Genomic DNA, 15041 nt, shown 5'->3' on the forward strand with positions numbered 1-15041 from the left:
GACGTGCGACTGCGCTGTGCTGTGCTGGACGACTTTCAGAAGGTGGCGGCCGAGGTCGCCGACTGGTCGGTGGTCGCGGACGACGTGGAGGTCGTGTCCTTCGACCGGCACATCGACGGCGAGGACGCCCTGGCCGCGGCCCTGGCCGACTTCGACATCGTGGTCACCCTGCGCGAGCGCGTGCCGTTCCCCGGGTCGCTGATCGCCCGGCTGCCCCGGCTGAAACTGCTCGTCGCCTCCGGCATGCGCAACTCGGTCATCGACTACAAGGCCGCCCAGGCGCACGGCGTCACGGTGTGCGGCACGGCCAGTTCCTCCACCCCGCCGGTCGAACTGACCTGGGCGCTGCTGCTCGGCCTCGCCCGCGGCATCGTCGAGGAGAGCGGCGCCCTGCGCTCCGGCGGCCCCTGGCAGAGCACGGTCGGCGCCGACCTGCACGGTCGGCGCCTCGGGCTGCTCGGCCTGGGGAAGATCGGCAGCCGCGTCGCCCGGGTCGGCCTCGCCTTCGGCATGGAGGTCCACGCCTGGAGCCGGAACCTCACCCGCGAGCGCGCCGACGAGGTCGGCGTGGAACTCGCCCCTTCCAAGGAAGACCTGCTCGCGAACAGCGACTTCGTCTCGGTCCACCTCGCGCTGAGCGACCGCACCCGCGGCCTGCTCGGCCCCGCCGAACTCGCCCTCCTGAAGCCGACCGCGTTCCTGGTCAACACCTCGCGCGCGGCCATCGTCGATCAGGACGCCCTCCTCGCCGCCCTGCACGAGGGCCGGATCGCCGGCGCCGGCGTCGACGTCTTCGACATCGAGCCCCTGCCCGGCGACCACCCGATGCGCACGACCCCGCGCCTGCTCGCCACCCCGCACCTCGGCTACGTCTCCCGGGCCAACTACGCGACGTACTACGGCCAGGCGGTCGAGAACATCCGGGCCTTTCTGGCCGGTTCGCCCGTACGGCTCCTGGCCCCCCGCTGAGGTGTGCCGCCTGGTGACGCCCGGCCGTTCGCGTACCGCGCGTATGCAGCCTCACCCGTACACGGCTCGCACGGACTACGCGTACCGGTAGATCCGGCTCTGGTCCTCCAACTCGTCCGGTGTGACGTCCCACGGCGGCATCCTCTCGTGCCGCGCGACGACTCGGCCGCGTTGTGCGTCCCCTCGGGCGAGCGGCTTCGCGGGGAGATAGCGGGCGCCCGGGTGCCGCCGCTGCCAGCGGAACCAGAGGAGGTCCACAAAGGCGTGGTGCAACCAGAAGACGGGGTCGTTGACCGATGCGCCGCCCACCATGTGGCCGCCGACCCAACGATGGACCCGGTTGTGGGTGCGCCACGAAGTGGGGCCCCGCCCGGGCCCCCACCCCTCCAGCTTGTTGCGGAACCCTTTGGCCGATTTGGAGTTCCAGGGTGACGTGTCGTAGACGGGATCGTTGAGGGCCCCCTCCAGATCCCCGGCCGTGGGCAGCGCGATCGGGTCCCTGGGGCGGCCCAGGTCACGCGTGAGGTACTCCGTGTCGGTGATTCCCACCTTGATCGTCCACACGCCGTGGCGGTAGGCGAAGGGGCCGGACATCACCTGCCGGTCGGAACGCCGCCCGGTGCCGCCGAGCAGGTCTTCGGTCCACGGCAGGGCCGTCGGCGTGCGGTTGCGCGTCCAGTCCCAGTACGGAACGGTCACCGACTCGTCCACGCGGCGCAGCGCGGTCTCCAGGTCCAGCAGGAACCTGCGGTGCCAGGGCAGGAAGGAAGGCGCCATGTGGGCGGCGCGCAGGCCGCCCTCACCGTCGGGCGTGTAGTACTCGATGTGCCTACGCACGAACTCGTCGTACTCACCGCGCCGTTTGAGCTCCAGCAGCGCGTTGACGAGCCGGCGCCGTTCGGACCGGGTGAGTGTGCTGACGTCCTTACGCGTGTACACCACGGCGATGCTCCCCCTCGGCGCCCTTGTTTCCGTCCGCCGTACGGCTGTCCTGCGTGCGACCTCTCCGCTCACCCGGCGTGCCCAGCCGTGCGCCGGGGCCGAGTTCGTCGACGGCGGCGCGCGCGGCGGCGAGCGGGGTCGCGAACGACTGGTAGTGGTCGACCATGCTCATCCAGCTGCCGTCCGCCCGGCGCATCAGATGCAACGGCCGCCCGTCCACGGTGACGTGCCACGCGCTCGGGCCGTCCTGACCGGGCCGCTCGGCGTCGTACCTGACACCGACGATGCGGCGCCCGTGATACGTCTCGTCGAACCGTTCCTCGCCTCCGGCCGGTCCCGGTGCCTTCCCCGCCGATCCCGATGCCCTCGGGGTCGACCCCGAGGCCACCAGGGCCGGGGCGCAAGCCACTGCCAACGCCGATGCGAACAGCCCCCACAGCGCCCGGCGTCGCACCGTGGCCCTGGTGGGGTGGACGGCGGGCGACTTCGCCGCCGGGCGCGCGGCGCCGGCAGCCGCGGGTGTGGCCGTCATGGGCGCCGCGGGGCGCGCTGGTTGTGGCTGCGGTGGTTTGCCGGTTCGCATTGCCTGCCTCTTCCTCGCCCTGAGCGGCGGTCCACGTGACACACGCTCGACGGGCCGATCCCATGCACGGTGGGATCGGCCCGGGGAATACCGCTCAGCTCTGCGCGTGCAGTCCGGGGGCCAGTCGAGCGCTCTCCTGTTCGAGGGCGTTCTTCGCCTCCTTGACGGTGCTGGGCAGGAAACCCTTGTTCTCCGTGTCGAGCACCTCCATCTGGTGGCCCGCCAGCCGCTGGTCGACATGCTCCGTGACCTTGGTGACCTCTCCGGTGAGGCCGGCGGCCTTGACCTTCGGCGCGTCGAGAGCGACAGCGGGAGCGGCGGCACCGGCCACGACCAGGGACCCGACAACGAGGGCGGCAGCCTTCAGAGACTTCATCGTGTTCCTTTCTGCGGCAACTCGAAAGTCACCAGGGGGAATTGCTTCACCGCCTCCAACGAGCCCCGGACTGAGCGGAAACCCCGTACGCAGAAAATTACGGCGGCCCACACGGAAGGTCACCCGAATGAAGGGCATCTCTTATCCGCCTTTCCCATCCTCGCATTAGCGGGGGAAAGACATGGTCCGGCCGTAGAAAAAAGACACGTCGTACCGGCCCGCCGCAGGGCCGGTACGACGTCCGGGCCGTGCCTGCTTCGCCTCAGGCAGACCCGCTCGTACTCAGGAAGGCAGCGGGAGCGGCAGACCAGGCACGGTCGGCAGGTTGCCCAGGATGCCGGAGATGGTGGCCACGAGCCCCTGCGCCAAGGCCTCGATCGCGGGCAGGACGCTGGCCGGGTTGCCGGACGTGACGGCCTTGAGCAGGGCGTCCACGAGTGCCTGCAGGTCCGCCAGCCCCTGCCTCGTGTTGGCGGCCGCCTTCTCGTCGTCACGCAGCGTGGTCCCCGTCGGCGACAGTGACACGGACGCCGGGTTCGTCGACACCGACGGGGCACTCGGCACCACGGGGGCCGCGGGAGTGGCGGGAGCCGTCGAGCTCATCTGGGCGGCGGTGGCGGCCCTGGCGATGGCGGCCTTGGCGGCGTCGCCGAGATTGGCAGCCTCCGCGGCGGAAAGCTGACCGTTTTGGGCCTTGAGCGCTGCGTCCATCAGCTCGGTGACCGGGGGCACCACGGTGCCGATGTGACCCAACTGCTGGACCTGGGCCTGGAGGGTGGCCGCGTCGGCGACGGGGGCCGCCTCGCGAGTGCCCTCGCGCGCCGTGTCGGCAGCCAGGGCGACGGGAGCCGCGACTCCGAGAACGAGGGTGGCGCACAGTGCGGACGACGCGATGCGCCGTGCCGAGAGAGCGGGCATGGAAGTTTCCTTTCGCAGGTGATGCGTGAGGTTCCTGCGTCCACCGTGAAAGCAGCCGCTGCGTTCTGCAACCGGAAGAGCACCGTGAGTAGCGAACCGTTCGCGGAACGGGGGAGCCGTCACTGGCCGGAAGTACCGCCCGGGGCCCGCCGCGACCAGACGGCACACCTGACACAACGTCAGGGCATTTGATTATGTATGCACGTCTTATCCTGTATGTCCTTAATGCCGGTATAGAGTGACGCGTCGAACCAACCGACAAACTGATGTTTCCGTGAAGGAGCAACGCCGGTCATGCGTCACTCCCAAGGTCTCTCCACCACGGCGCGCAGGGCGGTCCGCCTGCCTGACGGCCGGTCGAAGCAGGACGGTCGTCGTCAAGGCTGTCCCGCACGGTGATGGCCGGCCGGCTTTCCGGATCGTCACGCGGCGCCACGCGGCCGGGGGCCTCACCGCGCGTCCTCCACGTCACCCAGCCGGTGGACGGCGGCGTCGCCGGCGTGGTCACGGAACTGGTGCGCACCCAGCGTGCGGCCGGTTTCGACGTCACGGTCGCGTGCCCCGACGGCGGCCTGCGACAGGCGCTGCGGGAACTGGGCGCGGACGTACGGCACTGGCCCGCCACCCGGGCGCCGGGGCCGTCGCTCGCCGGTGAGGTGCTCCGGCTCGCTCGCGTCGTCGAACAGGTGCGGCCCGATGTGCTGCACGCGCACAGCGCCAAGGCCGGACTCGCGGCCCGGCTGGCGGTGCGGGGGCGGATCCCGACGGTGTTCCAGCCGCACGCCTGGTCGTTCGAGGCGGTCGGCGGGGTCACCGCGGCGGTCGCCTCGGCGTGGGAACGGTGGGCGGCGCGCTGGACCACCCGCGTGGTGTGCGTCAGCAAGGCTGAGCGCGCGCGAGGCCAACGTGCCGGTGTGCGCGCCCACTGGCGGGTGATCCCCAACGGCATCGATCCGGTGCGTTTCCACCCCGCCGCCGTCGCCGCCGGACGCCCGGCCCTCGCACCGCTCGCCGAGCTTGATCCGGCCGCCTTGCTGGTGGTCTGCGTGGGGCGGCTGTGCCGGCAGAAAGGGCAGGACGTGCTGCTCGAGGCGTGGCCCTCGGTGTTGCGACGGGTGCCCGGAGCCCGGCTGGCGCTCGTCGGGGACGGGCCGCAGGAGCGGCCGCTACGGCACCGCGCGCCCGAGGGCGTGCTGTTCACCGGGGCCGTCGCCGATGTCGTCCCCTGGTACCAGGCTGCCGACCTGGTGGTGCTGCCGTCCCGTTGGGAAGGCATGGCACTCGCCCCTCTGGAGGCGATGGCGTGCGAGCGTCCCGTGCTGGTCACGGACGTGGCCGGAGCACGCGAGAGTCTGCCGCCCGGTCACACGACGCACTGTCTGGTGCCCCCGGGCCGGCCGGGGCCGCTGGCCGACGCGGTCACCAGGACGCTGCTCGACCCGCCGCTGCGCGAGTCGCTCGGAGCCGAGGGGCGCCGCCACGTATTGGCCGCGCACGACGTGCGGTGCTCGGCCGAGGCGGTCGCGGACCTCTACCGCGAACTGCTCGGCGTCCGGCGCACGGTGGCCCACCGCCCGGAACCCACCGAGTGCAGGGAGTCGATCCGCTCGTGACCGCCGAACGTACCGTCCCTCCCCCTGGTGGCATGCCACCGGAGCGGGGATTCCCGCCCGTCTCCGTCATCCACCCGCGCGGCGCCTCCGGCGGCTTGCGGCTCCCCGCCGGGCGGCGGACCGCCAGGCGGCACACCGCCGGGCTGCCCCTGCTCGCCGCGGACGCTGCCGCCGCGCTCACCGCCACCCCCGTACTCCCGCATCCCCTGGTGATCGCGCCCCTGCTGCTCGCCGTCCTCTGTCTGAACGCCCGGGCGGCCTTGTACCGCCCCGCCGCCGTGCCCGCCGTCCTCGACGAACTCCCCACCGTCTGCGCACGGATCGCGGTGAGCTGGTGCGCGCTCGCGGCCGTGGTCGCGGCGCTCTCCCCCGCACAATCCCTGTCCGTCCGTACGCTGCTGACCGGCTGCGTCCTGCAGTCGGCGGCGAGTTGGACGGGCCGCGGCGCGGTGCACTGGCACCGCCGCCGGACGCTGGCCCGCCACCCGGCCGCGGCCCTCGTCGTCGGCCCGGCCGCCACCGCCCCGCGCGTGGCCGCCGCCTTCCTGCGCCACCCCGGGTGCGGCCTCAGGCCGGTCGGCGTCCTCTCCGACGGCGGGGCCGGCGGCGAGGGGCTGCCGGTGCTCAGCACGGACGAGGAGGCGCAGCGGGCCGTCATCCAGAACAACGTGCGGGCCGTGCTCATCGTGGGCCCCGCAGGCGAACACGCCGCGCTGCTGCGGAGGTTGGCCGAGGCGGGCTGCGTGCTCTGGGAGGTCGACGCGGACCTGCCGGCGCCCGACCGGGCCGGGGGCACGGCGTACGACGAGGCCGGACGCACGCCCTGCCGCCGGTCACAGCGCGAGCGGATCGCGGGCTTCTCCTGCCGTCGCCTGGACGTCGGCCGATGCCCCGACAGCCCCGCCAAGCGGGTCCTCGACGTCCTTGTCTCCGGGATCCTGCTCCTCCTCGCCGGCCCGCTGCTGCTGGTCTGCGCGGTCGTGCTGCGGGTCAGCGACGGGCCCCGGGTCGTCTTCCGTCAGGAGCGCGTCGGCAGGGACGGCCGCCCCTTCACGCTGCTGAAGTTCCGCACCCATCGCCCGGCCGACCCCCGCGAGGCGGCGACCCGCTGGAGCGTGGCGGGTGAGCGGAACATGAGCCGCTTCTGCCGCTTTTTGCGCCGCACCTCGCTCGACGAGCTGCCCCAGCTGTGGAACGTCTTCCGGGGCGACATGACCCTGGTCGGGCCGCGCCCCGAACGGCCGTACTTCGTAGCCGTGTTCAGCCAGACCTACCCCGGTTACGCCGCCCGCCACCGCATGCGGACCGGCCTCACCGGGCTCGCCCAGATCCACGGGCTGCGCGGCGACACCTCCATCGAGGACCGCGCGCGGTTCGACAACGCGTACATCGACGACTGGTCGCTGTGGCAGGACGTCTGCATCCTGCTGCGCACCGCCGCCACGCTGGTCCGGCCCACGGGGAGCTGAACACCGGTGAGCCACGCATACGCCCTGCCCGCCGCGCGCGGGCTGACACCCGTCCTGCCGGTGGTCGCGATGATCGCCCTGCTCGCGCTGCCCGTCGCGCCGGGTGGGGAGGGCGGCGCGACCCCCGCCGACGCCGCCTCCGGTGCCGTCGTACTGTGCTGCGCCGTACGTCTGCTCTACCACCGGCGACGCCCCCTGTCGCCCACCGCCGCCGTGATCCTGGGCCTGCCCGTGGTGGGGATCGCGGTCGCGGCCGCGGGAGCCGAAGTGCCGGGCACGGCGCTCGCGGGCTTCTCGCGCTATCTGCAGATCTTCGTCCTCGTCCCGGCCGCCGTCCTGCTGCTCGTACGGGACCGGCGCGACGTCCGGCTGCTGGCCTGGTCGGTGGTGGCGCTCGCGGTGTGGCAGGGAGCCGTCGGGGTGCACCAGTACGCGACCGGGACCGGCGCCTCGTACATGGGCCGGGAGATCCGCGCCGTCGGCACCTTCGGCCCCGGCGACATCATGGGGATGGCGACCGTGGTCGCCTTCGGGCTGGTGTGCGCGGTGGGGCTGGCGCTGGGCTCCGCACCGGTACGGAGGGGGCACCTCCCTGCTGGAGCGGAGCCGAGGGCTTGGGGGCGGGTGTGTGCCCTGGTGTGCGCGCTGCTGCTGGTGGTGCCGCTGACGGTGTCCTTCAGCCGGGGCGCGTGGATCGCGACGGCCCTCGCCTGTACGGCGCAACTGGTGCTGGCGGGCCTGCGACGTGCGGTCAGGGTGGGCGCGGTCGTGGCCGCCGTCGCCGTGCTCCTCGTCGGCGGGTTCGGTGTCGGCTCGGAGCTGCTCAACGAGAGGCTCAGCAGCATCGGGCAGGTCGCCGACGCTCCCGACCAGTCGGTCTCCGACCGGTACGCCCTGTGGGCGGCAGCCGCCGGCATGTGGCGTGAGCGGCCGCTGACGGGCATCGGCCTCAAGGGCTTCCCCGAGCACCGCGACGGGCACGCCTCGTTGGCGCTGTCGTCGGGCAGCGACACCGAGGGCGCGGGCGCGGCGTACCGGAAGCAGCCGCTGCTGTCACCGCACAGCATGTACCTGCTGGTGCTGGGCGAGCAGGGGCTGATCGGGCTGCTGACGCTGGCGGGGAGCTGGCTGGCGCTGCTGGTGCTGGGGCTGCGCAGGCTGGTGCGGGCCCGGCGAGCGGGGGATCCCGGGCTCGACTGCGCGCTCGTCGCATGGGGCCTGTTGGTCTGGCACCTGGTCAACTTCGCGTACGCCGACATCGGCGGCCCCTCGACCGTGCTCACCGCCGTCTGCCTCGGCCTGTCGGCGTGGTGGGCGCTGGCGGGTCCCGACCCGACCGTCCCCGAGGAGGCCGCGGCACGATGACCGTCACCCCGCCACGGGCCGGGGACGCCACCGTCCCGCTGGCGCGCGCCGGCGCCGAGGGCCCGGAGACCGGGGGCGCCGGGCCCGTCTCGCAGGGTTTCCTCGCCAGGGCCGCCCTCGTCACCGTCGCTCTCTCCCTGGCCGGTGCTCTGCTGGGCCTCGGCCGGGACCAGGTGCTGGCCCACCTCTTCGGAGCGGGGAGCGAGACGGACGCCTTCCTGGTCGCCTGGACCGTGCCGGAGTTCGCGGCGACACTGCTGATCGAGGACGGGCTGGCCTTCGCGCTCGTACCGGCGTTCAGCGCGGTCCTGGCCCGCCGCGCCAGGGACGGCACGGGCGACCCGGTGCGCGCCCTGGTCCGCCGCACGCTGCCCCGCCTGGCGCTGGCGTTCTCCGTGGCGTCGGCGCTGGTCGTCTGGGGGGCGCCGTACCTGGTCCAGCTGCTGGCGCCAGGGCTCCCGGACCCCGGGCTCGCTGTGGACTGCACCCGGCTGACCGGCACCTGCGTCCTGACCTTCGGCCTCGCCGGCTACTGCAGCGCGGCCCTGCGCGCGCACCGCCGGTTCGTCGCGCCCGCGGCCATCTACGTGGCCTACAACGCGGCCATCATCACGGCGATGTTCGCCCTCGGCGAGCGCTGGGGCGTACGGGCGGCGGCTATCGGCGTCGCGGTGGGCGGCGCACTCATGGTCGCCATCCAACTGCCGTCGCTGCTACGGCGGTTGCACCGCACTCCAACGGTTCCGGAGACAGCCGCGGCAGCCGGAGAGGCATCCCGGCACACCATGAACGTCGCCCTCATCGTCACCGTCCTGCTCTTCGCCCTGTGCCGCCAGTCCCAGGTCCTCGTCGAGCGTTTCCTGGCCTCCTCGCTCCCCGCCGGCGCCATCTCGCATCTGAACTACGCCCAGAAGGTGGCCCAGATGCCGATGGTGCTCGCCCTGATGCTGTGCACGGTCACCTTCCCGGTCGTATCGCGGGCGCTGGCCCAGGGCGACACGGAGCGGGCCCGCGACCGCGTCGAGCGCGACCTGAGGGCGGTGTCGTGTTTCGTGCTGCTCGGCACCGCGGCCGTCGTCGCCTGTGCCCCGCAGCTCGTCCACGTCCTGTTCCAGCGCGGCGCGTTCACCGCGCAGGACGCCGCGGCCACCGCCGCCGTCATGCGCGTGTACGCGCTCGGGCTGCTCGGCCACGCCCTGGTGGGCGCGCTCGTCCGGTCGTATTTCGCGGCGGGGCGGCCCACCTGGTACCCGGTGGCCGCGATGACCGCCGGGATCGTCGCCACCTCGTGGATCGGCGCGGTGACGGTCGGCTCGTGGGGCGTCCTGGGGATCACCGCGGCCAACGCGGCCGGCATCACCCTCACCGCCCTGATCCTGCTGTACGGCATGGAGACGCACGGCGTGCCGATCCGCGTCCGGCCGCTGCTGGCCGCGATGGGCAAGCCGCTGCGCGCGGCGGTGGTCGCATGTGGCGTGGGCGGGTTCTGCGCGAGCCTCGTCGACTCCCCCGTCCTCGGGTTCGCCGCCGGCGGCACGGCCGTGACCGTCGTCTTCTTCCTGCTCGCCCGGATGCCGGGCGAGCAGCGCCTCGCATCCGTAGTCCGCACCGTCACCCGGAGGCTTCCGCATGCTCGTTTCCGCTGACCGCGCCCCTTCCGCCGCCCCCGGTCCCGACAGGCCCCGGCGCAGACCGGGCCCGCCCGCCTGGGTGGCGATGTACCACTCCGTCGGCGACTGCTCCGACGACCCGTACCGCGTCACCGTCTCACCCGGCCGCCTGGACCGGCAGCTCGGCTGGCTCCGCCGCCGGGGCCTGCGCGGCGTCGGGGTACACGAGCTGCTCGCCGCGCGCGCCCGGGGAGAGGGACAGGACCTGGTGGGGCTGACCTTCGACGACGGGTACACCGACTTCCTCACGCACGCCCTGCCGCTGCTGCGCCGCCACGCCTGCGGCGCCACCCTGTTCGTGCTGCCGGGCAGGCTGGGCGGCGAGAACACCTGGGACCCGCGCGGTCCGCGCAAGCCCCTGCTGTCGGCGGATGGCATCCGGCACGCCGCCGCCGAGGGCGTCGAGATCGGCTCGCACGGCCTCACGCACGTGGACCTGACCCGGGCCGACGACGCCCTGCTGCGCGCCGAGGTGCGGGACAGCAGAGCAGCGCTCCGCGAGCTGACCGGTGCTCACATCCACGGTTTCTGCTACCCGTACGGACTGGTGGACCGCCGCGCCGTCGACGCCGTACGGGACGCGGGCTACAGCTACGCCTGCGCCACCGACCCCAGTGACCTGTCCGGCCCTCTCGCCATCCCCCGCGTGCACATCGGCGAACGGGACACGGCCTGGCGGCTGCGCCTCAAGCACCTGCTGCGCCGCCACCCCGTCGAGGGAGTGTGAGCCTTGGCCATGCCCGGGCTGAAGGCCCTGCACATCATCACCGGCCTCGGCGTCGGCGGTGCCGAACAGCAACTCCGGCTGCTGCTGCGCCACCTGCCCGCCGACTGCGACGTCGTGACCCTCACCAACCCCGGCCCGGTCGCCGAGGGCCTGACGGCGGACGGTGTCCGCGTCATCCACCTCGGCATGTCCGGCAACCGTGACCTGTCCACCCTGCCCCGGCTGGTCCGCCTGATCCGGTCCGGCCGCTACGACCTCGTACACACCCACCTCTACCGGGCCTGCGTCTACGGCAGGATCGCCGCGCGCCTGGCAGGCGTCCGGGCCGTGGTGGCCACCGAACACTCCCTCGGCGGCACCCAACTGGAGGGCCGCGCCCTGACCGCCGGCGTGCGCGCGCTGTACCTGGCCAGCGAGCGGCTGGGCCACGCCACGGTCGCGGTCTCGCCCACGGTGGCCGACCGGCTCCGGCACTGGGGTGTGCCCGAGCCGCGCATCGAGGTGGTGCCCAACGGCATCGATGTGGCCCGCTTCCGCTTCGACCCGGTCAGCCGCGAGCACACCCGCCACCGTCTCGGACTGCCACAGGACGCGTACGTCGTCGGCGGCATCGGCCGGCTGACCGCGGGCAAGCGGTTCGGCGTCCTGATCGGCGCCCTGACTCGGCTCCCCCGCGATTACCGGCTCCTGCTGGTCGGCGGTGGCCCGGAGGAGAACGTGCTGCGGCGCACCGCCGAGCGGGCCGGGGTGACCGACCGGGTGCTGTTCACCGGCGAACGGCCGTACGACGCCGGCGGTACCCGCGGACTCGATCTGCCGTCGTTGACCTCGGCGATGGACGTGCTCGCCTCGCCGAGCCCGGAGGAGGCCTTCGGCCTCGCCGTCGTGGAGGGCCTGGCTGCGGGGCTGCCGGTGCTGTACGCCTCCTGTCCGGCTGTCGAGGACCTCCCGCCGCGCCTCGCCGCCGGGGCGCGCCGGGTGCGGGGCGGCGCGGACGCGTTCGCCCGCGCCCTGGCCGAGACCCGCGCCCTGACCGAGGCCGGGCGGTCTCGTCCGCCGAGCCGCCCCGTCTCCGCCGCCGCCCGCCACTACTGCATCACGCACACCGCCGCACGGCTCATGGACGTGTACGCGGCCGCCGTCTCCCGCTCGTCACCGTCTCCTCTGGAAGTGGCCCTCTCATGATCTCCACCACCGAATCTCCGGCAACCCAGACACCTCCGGCACCCTCGCCAACCCCGACAGCCCCGGCAGCACCGGCCCGCCGACGCCCCGCGCTGAGGCGCCCGAGAGCGCTGCCGCCGTGGTCCCTGCTCGCGGCCGGCGCCCTCGCCGGTGGCCTGGCCGGCGGCGCCTACGGCACCCTCACGCCGCCCGCGTACTCGGCCACGGCCTACGTCCTCGCCGTACCGACCGCGAAGTCGGACCCGCAGGCGGCGCTCGGCTTCGCCCAGGCGTACGGCCGCGTCGCGACGCAGCTCGCGGTGCTCGGGGACGCCCAGGTGGAGGCGGGCGTGCCGACGCGGACGCTACGCGAGAGCGTGCGGTCGGCGACCTCCCCGGACGCGCCGATGGTCGCCTTGACGGCCACCGCCGCACGCCCCGGTCTCGCCGTCGACATGGCCAACGCGGTCACCCGTGCGCTGACCCGGCACGCCCACCACGCCAAGGACGCCACGCACGTCGAACTCCAGCAGTTCTCCCGGGCCGTCAGGCCCACCGAACCGTCCTCGGCGTCCCCCGTGCTGACCGGCCTGGTGGGCGCGAGCGCGGGCGGCCTGCTGGGCGGCCTCGCGCTGCTGGTCCGCCCGCGCCGCACCGCCGCCGACGGGCACGGACAGCGGTGAGCGCGGCGCTGCAGGCCTGCGCCGGCACCCTGCGGGCCGAACTGTGCACGGACGAGCGGGAGTTCACCGCACTGGGCCCGGCCTGGGAACGGCTGTACCGCAGGTGCGGTGCGGCGACGCCGTTCCAGAGCCACGCCTGGCTGCACTCGTGGTGGACGTCGTACGGCAGGCCCGGCCGGCTGCGGCTGGTGCTGGTGCGCGACGGCGGCGAACTGCGGGCGGTCGCACCGCTGATGCTCCTCGGGCCTGCGCTGCCCCGGCTGGTCCCACTGGGCGGGGCGATCTCCGACTTCGGGGACGTACTGCTCGACGACGAACACGCCGACCGGGCGACGGCCCCACTCGCCGAAGCCCTGTCGGCCGCTGCCCGCACCGCGCTGATCGACTTCCGCGAAGTACGGCCGGGCGGCGCCATCGAGCGCATCTACGACCACTGGCGCGGCCCGCGCCGCCGGGTGCGCGATTCGCTCTGCATGGAGCTGCCCGCCGTACCCCTGGAGGAGCTGACGGCCCAGCTGCCCGTCCCGAAGGCCCGGCGGGCGCGGGCCAAGCTGCGCAAGCTGACCGCGCTGGGCGTGGCGGACCGGACCGTGTCCCCCGACGAGGTGGACGCGGCGCTGGGACGGCTCCTCGCGCTGCACCGGTTGCAGTGGCAGGGCCGCCGGGTGACGCCGGAGCACCTACGGGAGCGGTTCGCCGAGCACCTCGTGCGCGCGATCGGTCCGATGGTGCGCTCCGGCGACGCCATGATCACCGAGTTCCTGCTGGACGGCGAGGTGGTGGCCGTCGACCTGACACTGCTGTCTCCGCACTTGGCGGGCTGCTACCTGTCCGGCGTCCACCCCGTGCTGCGCGAACGGAAGGCGGACATCGCCGTGATGCTCCTGGAGGCCTGCGCCCGGTACACCGCCGATGGCGAGCGCGGCACGCTCAGCCTGCTGCGCGGCAGCGAGCCGTACAAGCGCCAGTGGGCCCCGGAACCCGTCGTCAACCAACGGTTGTTGCTGGCCCGGCGGCGTACCGCCCCGCTGCTGTCGGCGGTCGCCTGCGAGGTCGCCGCACGCAGCCGTGTCAGGGAACTCGTGCTCCGCTGGAAGGAGCAGGGCGGCGGCAGGACCTGAGCCTCCCGCCGCCCCCCTCGGACCGGCGGGGTCACCAGATGCGCGACCACCAGTCGGAGCGGATGCAGACCCTCCCACCGAGCCAGTACTCGACCCAGTCACCCAGGTCCAGCGGCGAGCAGTTCGGGGGCGGCGGAGACACCGGTGCGGGCTGTGGCGTCAGCACAGGCGTCGGCAGCGGGAGCGGCAGGGGCCCGGTGGGGCCGGAGAGCACGGACCGGTACACCTCGGCCGCCTGCGGATTCCGCCGGCACTGCCACACGCCGTGCGGGCAGTAGTCGGTGATCGTGTGGTACAGCGGCTTGTGCTCGTCGATCCAGGCGAGCATGCGCCGCATGTACTCCGCGTTGTCGCCGTTGCGGAACAGGCCCCATTCCGGATACGAAATGGGCTTGCCGTGTTCCTTCGCGAAGTCCACGTGGTCCTGCAGCCCGTACGGCTCGGTCACCTGTCCCTCGAAGGACAGCCCCTGCGGCTGGTCGTACGAGTCCATGCCGATGATGTCGACCGTGGCGTCCCCCGGATAGCACTCCGTCCAGGGAATGGCGTCACGCCCGCGACTCGGCGCGAAGTCGAAGCGGAACTGCTGCCCCGTCACCGAACGCATGGCGGTGACGATCCTGTTCCAGTACGCCTTCCACGCCTCAGGGTCCGGCCCGCACCGATGCGTGTACGTCGTGCCGTTCATCTCCCACCCGAGCACGAGCACGGTGTCCGGCACCCCCAACGCCACGAGCCGTTCGGCCAGACGGCGGTAGTGTCCGTCGAACTCCCCGGCCGCACCCCGCCGCAACAGCGCACGCACCTCGTCATCGGACAGGCCCTCCTCATTGCGCTCCATCATGGGCACGTTGAGGACGAGCATCCGGTCATCCCTCTCCCGACGCCAGGCCGCCCAGACATCGAGGAAGCGGGGCTCGCCCTCGATGTTGCTCCAGAGGTCGCCCGGCAGATAGGTGTGCCCCACCCGCAGTTGGGCCCCGTTGAGCCACCGGCTGAGCCCGGCCATACGGGCCACGCCGAGCGAGTCGTAGTGGAGGTAGGCGCCGAAGGCGGGTTGCGGGGCGAGCGGTAGGGCCGGCACCGGCAGTGCGGGCCGGACGACGGTGGTTGCCGGCACGGCCGCTGTCGGCACAGGAACTGCCGGCACAGGCGTATGGGCGGCCTTCTGGGCCCCGGCGTACACGGCGTGTCCCAGTCCCGGTACCAGGGCGGCCAACGCGAGAAACCCGGCCGCTACGTACAGAGGCCATCTTCCGCGACGCCGTCGCTGAGCGGCCATGGCTGCCCCTTTCTCCGCGCATCGGCAGCCGTTGAACCGCGCGGACTGCCATCTGAATTCGTCGTGCCCCCATCCCTTTCCCCACGGAAGGGTCCGCGGCCTTGGGGACCGGGAAAGCAATCGGGTGCCGGACGCGGCACGTCCGGCACCCGGAGCAGA

14 protein-coding genes are annotated in these 15041 nt (G+C 73.3%); 9 read left to right on the forward strand and 5 right to left on the reverse strand.

Features of this window, described 5'->3' with window-relative positions; all coding sequences use genetic code 11:
- Positions 1 to 3: 3 nt before the first annotated feature.
- Positions 4 to 969, forward strand: a complete 966-nt coding sequence (locus tag ACIBNA_RS03995; protein WP_399163697.1) for a D-2-hydroxyacid dehydrogenase family protein — start codon at positions 4 to 6, stop codon at positions 967 to 969.
- A 75-nt stretch (positions 970 to 1044) separates the two neighbouring features.
- Here ACIBNA_RS03995 and ACIBNA_RS04000 read toward each other — a convergent pair whose 3' ends face one another.
- From ACIBNA_RS04000 to ACIBNA_RS04015, 4 genes are all read right to left on the reverse strand, one after another.
- On the reverse strand, positions 1045 to 1911 hold the full coding sequence (locus ACIBNA_RS04000) for a tyrosinase family protein (RefSeq protein ID WP_399163698.1): 867 nt from the start codon (positions 1909 to 1911) through the stop codon (positions 1045 to 1047).
- On the reverse strand, positions 1895 to 2443 hold the full coding sequence (locus tag ACIBNA_RS04005) for a tyrosinase family oxidase copper chaperone (RefSeq protein ID WP_399163699.1): 549 nt from the start codon (positions 2441 to 2443) through the stop codon (positions 1895 to 1897). Before ACIBNA_RS04005 ends, ACIBNA_RS04000 begins: the two co-directional genes overlap by 17 nt.
- Positions 2444 to 2588: 145 nt before the next feature.
- Positions 2589 to 2870: a hypothetical protein gene (locus ACIBNA_RS04010; protein ID WP_399163700.1), complete on the reverse strand. Its 282-nt coding sequence runs from the start codon at positions 2868 to 2870 to the stop codon at positions 2589 to 2591.
- 282 nt (positions 2871 to 3152) lie between these two features.
- Positions 3153 to 3788, reverse strand: coding sequence for a hypothetical protein (locus ACIBNA_RS04015; RefSeq protein WP_399163701.1), 636 nt, complete (start codon positions 3786 to 3788; stop codon positions 3153 to 3155).
- A 398-nt stretch (positions 3789 to 4186) separates the two neighbouring features.
- Between ACIBNA_RS04015 and ACIBNA_RS04020 the strand changes: the two genes are divergently transcribed.
- Genes ACIBNA_RS04020 through ACIBNA_RS04055 form a run of 8 tightly spaced genes read left to right on the forward strand, consistent with a single transcriptional unit; the run spans position 4187 to position 13600 of the window.
- Positions 4187 to 5401 carry a glycosyltransferase gene (locus ACIBNA_RS04020; protein ID WP_399163702.1) on the forward strand — a complete coding sequence of 405 codons (1215 nt, stop codon included), beginning with the start codon at positions 4187 to 4189 and terminating at the stop codon, positions 5399 to 5401.
- Positions 5398 to 6870, forward strand: coding sequence for an exopolysaccharide biosynthesis polyprenyl glycosylphosphotransferase (locus tag ACIBNA_RS04025; protein WP_399163703.1), 1473 nt, complete (start codon positions 5398 to 5400; stop codon positions 6868 to 6870). The genes ACIBNA_RS04020 and ACIBNA_RS04025 overlap by 4 nt, the downstream gene beginning before the upstream one ends.
- Positions 6871 to 6876: 6 nt before the next feature.
- Entirely contained in the window at positions 6877 to 8235 is a 1359-nt protein-coding gene (locus ACIBNA_RS04030) for an O-antigen ligase family protein (RefSeq protein WP_399163704.1), read from the forward strand.
- A complete protein-coding gene (gene murJ / locus ACIBNA_RS04035; protein ID WP_399163705.1) occupies positions 8232 to 9881 on the forward strand; it encodes a murein biosynthesis integral membrane protein MurJ in 1650 nt (549 codons plus the stop codon). Before ACIBNA_RS04030 ends, murJ begins: the two co-directional genes overlap by 4 nt.
- Entirely contained in the window at positions 9865 to 10632 is a 768-nt protein-coding gene (locus ACIBNA_RS04040; protein WP_399163706.1) for a polysaccharide deacetylase family protein, read from the forward strand. Before murJ ends, ACIBNA_RS04040 begins: the two co-directional genes overlap by 17 nt.
- Before the next feature lie 18 nt (positions 10633 to 10650).
- Positions 10651 to 11817 carry a glycosyltransferase gene (locus ACIBNA_RS04045; RefSeq protein ID WP_399163921.1) on the forward strand — a complete coding sequence of 389 codons (1167 nt, stop codon included), beginning with the start codon at positions 10651 to 10653 and terminating at the stop codon, positions 11815 to 11817.
- Positions 11814 to 12479, forward strand: coding sequence for a lipopolysaccharide biosynthesis protein (locus ACIBNA_RS04050; RefSeq protein ID WP_399163707.1), 666 nt, complete (start codon positions 11814 to 11816; stop codon positions 12477 to 12479). The genes ACIBNA_RS04045 and ACIBNA_RS04050 overlap by 4 nt, the downstream gene beginning before the upstream one ends.
- Entirely contained in the window at positions 12476 to 13600 is a 1125-nt protein-coding gene (locus ACIBNA_RS04055) for a GNAT family N-acetyltransferase (RefSeq protein WP_399163708.1), read from the forward strand. Before ACIBNA_RS04050 ends, ACIBNA_RS04055 begins: the two co-directional genes overlap by 4 nt.
- Before the next feature lie 31 nt (positions 13601 to 13631).
- Here ACIBNA_RS04055 and ACIBNA_RS04060 read toward each other — a convergent pair whose 3' ends face one another.
- Positions 13632 to 14882 (reverse strand): glycoside hydrolase family 26 protein, encoded by a 1251-nt coding sequence (locus ACIBNA_RS04060; RefSeq protein WP_399163709.1) that lies wholly within the window; start codon positions 14880 to 14882, stop codon positions 13632 to 13634.
- Positions 14883 to 15041: the final 159 nt, after the last annotated feature.

This window comes from Streptomyces sp. NPDC050164 (assembly GCF_044459945.1).
In the GTDB taxonomy this organism is placed as follows: domain Bacteria; phylum Actinomycetota; class Actinomycetes; order Streptomycetales; family Streptomycetaceae; genus Streptomyces; species Streptomyces coeruleorubidus_A.